Below are 7,214 nucleotides of genomic sequence, written 5' to 3' on the forward strand. Positions count from 1 at the left end.
CATCAAAAACATCAGGGGTATTTTGGCCTTGGCCTATTTGCCGATCAACGATTGAAAACTCCTGAAAGGTATACACTCTCTGGATTTCAGTCAGAGAACAAAGACAATAATCCTCCGCTTGCCATCGCGTTGCCCCAGCATCTATGGCGGATTCTATACAAGAATCCATAAAGGCTTGCCGCGCCTCTGGTGGATAGGGCGGGTTAACCTGGGATGGAGCCTGCTGGCTCAGAAAAAAGGATGGGAACCTCTCCAGTGATGCGTCATCCAGCCCACTAGACATTAACAGACGTGATCCAGTAGACGAGGCAGTCCCCGAATCGATGCCCTTGCCCTGATTGCGGATGGCTCCATTGCCCTCCAGACTGACGGCAACACTACAAAACAGACCAACTCCAATACAGGACGTGCCTGCCAACTTGGTTACAGTGGTAAATGAATTCAACATGGGCAAGGGTCTCACATGGATCAAAAGTCAGCGCCATTGCGCCTCTCTATGATGGCTCAAGTTGTTGGCAACTGCCTCTACAGAATTCGTATCAAATCCGGTTAAACATACTGTTCATCCTAGGTGTTGCTCGTACCCGGATGCTTCAGTCATGCCCCTTCAACTAGATTTGATATCAATGGCTTCAAGCCTGCCGATTCCCCTCAGTCATCTCGCCGCTCAAACCAGATCGCGTTCACACCAGCCCAAATTACGCGATCGCCATGCCCAACTCGCAGATGCCGGCTTCCGCTTCTTTCCGCAGTCGGTGGGCAATGCGAAACAGCTCTTGCCCCGTGTGGATGTAATGCTCGGCATAGCTGACGGTGAAGCGATCGAGTTCATCCACGCCATCGCTTAGCTGGCTGAGGCAGTAGTAAAGATTAGCCGCGGCCCCGGCAACGCTGGTGGGGTTGGGCATGGATTGAAAAAGTTGATGGGCTAGGGCCAGGGCTTCTCGGCATTGTTCTAGGTAGGCTTGAAAATCATCCATCAACTCATCGTCAAAGGGATCGGCGGCGAGGTCGTCAATTTGCTCGTCCAAGGAATATAACACCTCGCACAGTTCACGGTTGACCGGTTGGTAGACCCGCTGGAGCCATTGGCGCAGATGTTCATCTGCATCTCGTCCTCGGCGACGTTGTTGGGGAGAGGGCGTATGACTTGACCGGCTGTCGGGTTTTCGATGACCATAGCCAAGCTGGCGATCGTAGGAACGCCGGGTTTGGGGATCGCTAAGGACTTCGTAGGCAGCATTAATCTCGGCGATCGCTTCATGATTGTCCACCTGCCGATTGCTGTCGGGATGGAAGCGTTTAACCAATTGCCGATAGGAACGCTTAATGTCCGCCTGGCTAGCAGAGGGGCTAACGGCGAGGGTATGGTAGTGAGTTGCGTTGACCATAAAAGCTATTGTAGGCAAGGGTCAGCGCAGCGTCAGCCCATTGCTCAGGATTTCATGACGTAGGGTTAAGGTAGGCTTTGGCCTCTTGGGCAACCGACTCCACCGAATCGTGGGACAGTTGCTCTAGGGTAGCTCGGACATCGGGATTGTCGAGGTGACTTAGGGCCTGCACGACGCGGTAGCGCACTTGCCAATCATCGCTTTTGGCGTAGGGAATCAGGAGGGGAATGGCTCGATGATCGCCAAATTCTCCCAGGGCCCCGATCGCCACCGTGCGCACCAATTCATTCTCAGAACTCAAGGCTGTACAGAGCAGCTCAAAGGCACGCGGTTCGCCCATTTCGCTCAAGGCTGCCACAATGCTGACGTGGATCAGCCATTCGGAGGTGCTGTGGTATAGCCTTTCCAGGTCGTCGTAGGCCTCGGTGAGCTTCAGCGCTCCGAGGGAGTCGGCTGCGGCCGCCTGCACGTCGATCTCGGGGTCATTGAGCAGGCGATCGCGCAAGAGATTCAGGGCATGGTGCCGATCTTGGAGCCCTAGGGATGCCAGTTGGCTAACGGCGGCATACCGCACCCGCACATTGGCGTCGTTAATGGCGGGCTGGATCATCTGAAAGGCCACGGCCGGATCAATCTTTCGGAGTTGATTGATGCCACTGATGCGATCGCCTGCCTCATCGGCAGTGAGTAAGGCCTGGATCGACTCTGGATGGGTCATGGGCAGATACACTCATCTAAATGGGGCTTGCTATGGGATCGGGAAGCGTCAGCGGGCAACTAGTCTTGGCTGGCCATATGGCGAATGATGTCGCCTCGGGTCAAAATGCCGACCAAGGTGCCGTCACTGTCTACCACGGGTAAGCGACGCACATGGCGATCGTGCATGAGCTGGGCAGCGGCATTCAGTGGCTTGCTAGGCGGCACGGTGATGCTTTCTTTGGTCATCACTTCGCCCACGGTTTGCCCTAGGGCTTTGTGGAGTTCGCGGTCGTAGCGAGCTGGATTTTCGAGATAGATGACGCTATCCAGCAGCATGATATAGGCGGGCGGGGTTGCCCCCGTTTGCTGCCACATCAGGTCGCTTTCGGAAATGACGCCGACCAGTTTGCCCTGATCGTCAACCACGGGCAATCCACTAATGTGGCGCTCCGCCAAAATTTGAATTGCTTCTTTGAGGGGAGAGTTAGGATTGACCGTGATCGGATCCCGACTCATGACCTCGGCGACGGTTATGGGCATAGTTGAACCTAAAGGGCGATGGATTATCTATGTTCCATTATTAAGGACGGTCGGGGATCAGCCCTGAGGGATTCACAGGTTGTTACATCTGACACGGTTTTTTCCCAAAGAGGGGCGATCGCCCTTCACAAGTCACCGTTGGGGATGGGTTGGGGATTGGGTAGGGACTGGCTTAGTGGCTTAGCCTAGGAATCTCTGCTCTACCCTAGCGACTCGCAATAATGCTGCAGGATGGTAATGCAATGGGCGATCGCATCCAGGTGGGCGATCTCGTAGCCGTGGGTGTTTTCGGTGGGAAAGCTCAGGCAGGCGGCCCGCCCCACGTGACCGTTTTTCATGGCGATGGAGGCATCACTGCCGAAGCCGCTGAGGGCTGCGAGCTGCAGGGGAATCTGGGCAGCGATCGCCGCCTGTTGCAGCTCTTGGTTGAGCCCATCGTCATAGATCCCGTAGCCGTCCTGTACCAGCAGCACCGGGGCTGGCCCATCCTGCACCGGATATTCCAGGGACAGGGGGCAAATTTCTAGGGCAATCAGGGCGTCGAGAGTTTGGGACTGAGCAATCTGCCGGGCGATCGCTTCTAGGGCATTGCGGGGGACAGTGTCGCCTTGATCGAGAGACTGGAGCAGCCGCTGGCTGAAGCTTTGGGCGAAGTGCTGGGTGAAGTATAGCGCCCCGATCGCGCCCACTTCTTCCTTGGCAGAGGCGACGAGGTAGACATCCACGGCGGGCGATCGCAGGCCTTCGCCCAATCCCAGCAAAATGGCGAGGGATGCCTTGTTGTCTAGAGTGTAGCTGGCGATGTGATCCTGCAGGCGAAAGGGGCGCTTACGGTGCTTGCCGATCACCATGCGGGTGCCGGGATGGATGCCCGCGGCCGCCAGCTCCTCGCTGGTGCGCTTGGTTTCCACCCAGGCATCTTGCCAGCGGACAGCCTGATCCTCTTGCAGCACCTTCTGGGGTGATTCGTGGGACACATGGCGTGATCCAAAGCTGAGGATGCCGCTGACGGTGTGGCGATCGCCCAAGAGATCCACCACGCCCTCCCCGTAGACCCAGGGAAAGGCACCGCCGAGCTTGCCCACCCGCACCCGTCCCTCAGCGTCAATGGTTTTCACCAAGCCGCCGAGTTCGTCCTTGTGGGCGGTGATGGCGATCGCCCGGCTAGAATCCTGCCCGGCCACGCGGGCGATCACATTTCCGGCTGGATCCTGCCAACAGTCGAGCCCGAGGGCGGTGAACTGCTCTCGCAAATAGCCATCGATCTCACCCTCAGCGCCGCTGGGGGAATGGTGCATCACCAGAGTTTCGATGACCTGGAAGAGGCGATCGCGATCGGTCGTGGCTGGGGTCATTGGGCCGGCTTTTGGTGATGAACTTCCACCACGGTATGCACGTTACCGCGAGGGGTGAAGTCACCCTTGATGGTCATCTCTAGGGGATCGCAGGCGGCGACTAAATCGTCCAAAATCTGGTTCACCGATTCTTCGTGGGAGATGTAGCGATCGCGATAGCTGTTGATATAGAGCTTAATGGCCTTCAGTTCCACCACCCGCTGGTTGGGGACATAGGTGACATGGATCGTGGCAAAGTCGGGATAGCCGGAGAACGGGCATTTGCAGGTAAATTCTGGCAGGCTGATGCTAATGGTATAGCGACGGCCGGGGCGAGGGTTGGGGAAGGTAATCAGGCTGCCTTCGGCAATTTCCCGTTCCCCATACTTGGGTTCATCGTTTTGGTCAGTCGCTTGGTTGGGCTGAGTGTCTACGGTGGAGCTAGATGCAGAGTTAGTCATGGCTTGCGTTGGGTCTGGGTTGTCTAGATATAGGTGCATGGTTTACTTTTACCATCATCCCTTGATGGACAGGTGTGGGGCAAGCCGTAACCAATTTCGCAAAAACGGGATCGATCGCTCAAATTTCAGCTACCCTAAGGTCAGTCTTTTCCGTCCAAGTACGCTTTTCCGTCCAAGTACGACTGCCTTGATCCAGTCTCTAAGATTTGGGCAGCGGATGAAGACTCACGGACTACCAAGGTTTTTCAACTCCCCCACCTTGCGCCGCCCAGTTGTTCAGCTCAGTATTCGTAAGACAGCGTTTGTAACTGATGGCACCCAAACTTCACTCTCAAACCACTCCGTCTGTGACTCCGCCTGCTGCAAGCGGGGGAAATGGCTACGCGCCCTCTGTCCCCATTTCGGTTTACCGGCAGCTTGCGGCGGAGCTAGAAACCACCAAAGGTCAACTCATTTCCGTCAGCCATAAAAACCAGCAACTCACCCAGCACAATCAGCAACTGCAGCAGGCTCTTACCAGCCTAGTGCAGTCAGCGTTGATGGTGCAGCCGTTGGTGGGCGGTACGACTGCGCCATCTACTGCGGCAGCTTCTACCCCAGCGGCTCCATCTGCCCCGGCCCCAGCAGCTCCGACAGCACCGGCCAAGCCCACGGCGGAATCGTCATCTGCGGCAGGACAAGCGCCGTCGGCTCCTGATCTACCCAGTTTCGATGCCTTCTTTACAGAGCAGGCCGAAGCCCCCCAGCCTACAGAAACTCGTCAGCCTCGGAGTATGAATGGACTTTGGCTGACGCTGGTAATTGTGGTGGTGATGCTCACTGCCTTTGGAGCTGGTTTCTTGGTAGTGCGTCCGCTGCTGCAAAACAATGGCAGCGATCGCTAGGGCTACAGCTCGCAGTAGCGCTGGGTGACCTGATGCCGGTAGGCAAATAATCGATCAAGCTGGGCTTGGACAAACCAACCGCCCATTAGATCGCTAACCCAACCGCCGGGGAGGGAAAAGGCGATCGCATCCGTGAGCCGAGTGTTGTTGCCCTCGGGGCTAAATTGATGGCGGTGTTGCCAGTAGGCGAAGGGGCCGGTGACCTGTTCGTCGATAAATTCTTCGTAGAGATCGCAGGCGGTATGGCGGGCCAGCCATCGCACGGGAATGGGGCCAAGGAAAAGCTGAAATTCACTCTCAGCACCCACCCCCAGACCGCCCTCACGCCGCACTACAGACACGGCCTGCCAGGGCGGGGTGAGCAGGTCTAGCACATCAGGACGCTCGTGGAACTCCCAAACGGTGCTGGCGGGGGCTTGGATCAGGCTGGAACGGGAAAAGTTCATCATGGGGATGGTAGGGGTGGGGCAGGAGATAGATCTATGCGAGCTTCAGGCATGATCAGCATGGCATCCCCAAAGGAATAAAAGCGGTAGGCTTGGGCGATCGCATCTTGGTAGAGCGACAGCAGGCGTTCGCGGCCAATCAAAGCGCTGACTAACATCATCAAGCTTGATTTGGGCAAGTGGAAGTTGGTAATCATGCCGTCAACCACCTGCCAGGTGTAGCCGGGATAGATAAATAAATTGGTTTTGCCGGAGAAGGGCTGCAGGTGCCCCGACTGGGCCGCCCCTTCGAGGGCTCGCACCACCGTCGTTCCCACCGCAAAAACGCGGCCGCCTTGGGCCTTCGTGCGGACGATCGCCTCCACAGTTTCCGGGGAAATATCGAGCCACTCGCCGTGCATTTGGTGGTTGGTGATCACCTCTGTTTCCACGGGGCGAAAGGTACCCACACCTACATGCAGCGTCAGGTAGGTATGGTTAATGCCCGCGTATTGCAGGGTTTCGAAGAGTTCTGGGGTAAAGTGCAGACCAGCTGTGGGCGCAGCAACGGCTCCCGGCCGCTCGGCGTAGACGGTTTGATATTGCTCGGGCTCGGCGGTGCTTTCGGTGATGTAGGGCGGTAGGGGAATCTTGCCTAGGTCATCGAGGAGCGACAAGAGCGATCGCCCTGGCGGTGTCTGAAATTCAATAATCCGACCGCTGGTCTCGGGATCAACCTCTTGGATCGTGCCGACGAGGGTTAAGGACGGATCTTGGTCGGGATTGCCAAAGGTAATCTGGGCACCAGGGCGCAGCCGCCGTCCGGGGCGCACCAGGGCGAGCCATTGGTTCACCCCCCGTTCCTCCAACAGCAGAATTTCCGCCGCTGCTCCACCGGGTTTGCGGCCGTAGAGGCGGGCGGGCAGCACACGGGTATTGTTGAGTACCAGTAAGTCCCCAGGTTTTAACCACTGCGGTAAGTTGTAGAAATGCTGATGCTCATGGGTGGTGGTCGAGTTAATCACAAGCAGCCGAGAGCGATCGCGGGGGACGACTGGATTTTGGGCAATTCGCTCCTCTGGCAGGTGGTAATCATAGGCCGAGAGCGATCGATCCAGGTCATTAGATGGGGTTGATGGCACAGGTGGTGGCGTGGCCAAACTGTCGTAGGTCATAGAAGAGAGTGCGGTTCACTAAAATGTTGGGGTTAGGTGGCCTAGAATGCCCCAATCCGTTAGGTTGAAGCAGCAAGGGGTGCTGATTAGCATATCGCACCGTTCCTAAGGATGGGTTAGCACAACCCAACAAAACAAGGGAAGGGTTAACCCGGCTAATACCCAGAAAATCCAGAACTTGGGTGGACTTCCCCATAGTAAGTCGGGTGCTTCTCCCCTACTCACCCCTGTCTAAAGGAACCACAATGAGAACAGGGAGAAATGAGGCTCAACTTCGAGCAAAAAGATATGGAATACCTTTACTA

At 56.6% G+C, this 7,214-nt stretch carries 10 protein-coding genes; 1 reads left to right on the forward strand and 9 read right to left on the reverse strand.

The window, feature by feature from the left end:
• From V6D20_24050 to queF, 6 genes are all read right to left on the reverse strand, one after another.
• Positions 1-448 (reverse strand): hypothetical protein (locus tag V6D20_24050; protein ID HEY9818853.1); only part of this gene is annotated, 448 nt, incomplete at its 3' end.
• 250 nt (positions 449-698) lie between these two features.
• Positions 699-1,391: a DnaJ domain-containing protein gene (locus V6D20_24055; GenBank protein ID HEY9818854.1), complete on the reverse strand. Its 693-nt coding sequence runs from the start codon at positions 1,389-1,391 to the stop codon at positions 699-701.
• Between the two features lie 52 nt (positions 1,392-1,443).
• Entirely contained in the window at positions 1,444-2,109 is a 666-nt protein-coding gene (locus tag V6D20_24060; GenBank protein HEY9818855.1) for a HEAT repeat domain-containing protein, read from the reverse strand.
• 59 nt (positions 2,110-2,168) lie between these two features.
• Positions 2,169-2,630: a CBS domain-containing protein gene (locus V6D20_24065; GenBank protein ID HEY9818856.1), complete on the reverse strand. Its 462-nt coding sequence runs from the start codon at positions 2,628-2,630 to the stop codon at positions 2,169-2,171.
• Positions 2,631-2,830: 200 nt separating this feature from the next.
• Positions 2,831-3,985, reverse strand: a complete 1,155-nt coding sequence (locus tag V6D20_24070; protein ID HEY9818857.1) for a hypothetical protein — start codon at positions 3,983-3,985, stop codon at positions 2,831-2,833.
• A complete protein-coding gene (gene queF, locus V6D20_24075) occupies positions 3,982-4,425 on the reverse strand; it encodes a preQ(1) synthase (protein HEY9818858.1) in 444 nt (147 codons plus the stop codon). Before queF ends, V6D20_24070 begins: the two co-directional genes overlap by 4 nt.
• A gap of 347 nt (positions 4,426-4,772) precedes the next feature.
• Between queF and V6D20_24080 the strand changes: the two genes are divergently transcribed.
• Complete coding sequence (locus V6D20_24080) at positions 4,773-5,309, forward strand: hypothetical protein (protein HEY9818859.1); 537 nt, start codon at positions 4,773-4,775, stop codon at positions 5,307-5,309.
• Positions 5,310-5,311: 2 nt separating this feature from the next.
• On the opposite strand, the gene V6D20_24085 is transcribed toward V6D20_24080, so the two are convergent.
• Genes V6D20_24085 through V6D20_24095 form a run of 3 tightly spaced genes read right to left on the reverse strand, consistent with a single transcriptional unit; the run spans position 5,312 to position 7,105 of the window.
• Positions 5,312-5,758: an SRPBCC family protein gene (locus V6D20_24085; protein HEY9818860.1), complete on the reverse strand. Its 447-nt coding sequence runs from the start codon at positions 5,756-5,758 to the stop codon at positions 5,312-5,314.
• Complete coding sequence (queA, locus tag V6D20_24090; protein HEY9818861.1) at positions 5,755-6,909, reverse strand: tRNA preQ1(34) S-adenosylmethionine ribosyltransferase-isomerase QueA; 1,155 nt, start codon at positions 6,907-6,909, stop codon at positions 5,755-5,757. The genes V6D20_24085 and queA overlap by 4 nt, the downstream gene beginning before the upstream one ends.
• Complete coding sequence (locus V6D20_24095) at positions 6,857-7,105, reverse strand: hypothetical protein (GenBank protein HEY9818862.1); 249 nt, start codon at positions 7,103-7,105, stop codon at positions 6,857-6,859. Before V6D20_24095 ends, queA begins: the two co-directional genes overlap by 53 nt.
• Positions 7,106-7,214: the final 109 nt, after the last annotated feature.

The organism is Candidatus Obscuribacterales bacterium (assembly GCA_036703605.1).
In the GTDB taxonomy this organism is placed as follows: domain Bacteria; phylum Cyanobacteriota; class Cyanobacteriia; order RECH01; family RECH01; genus RECH01.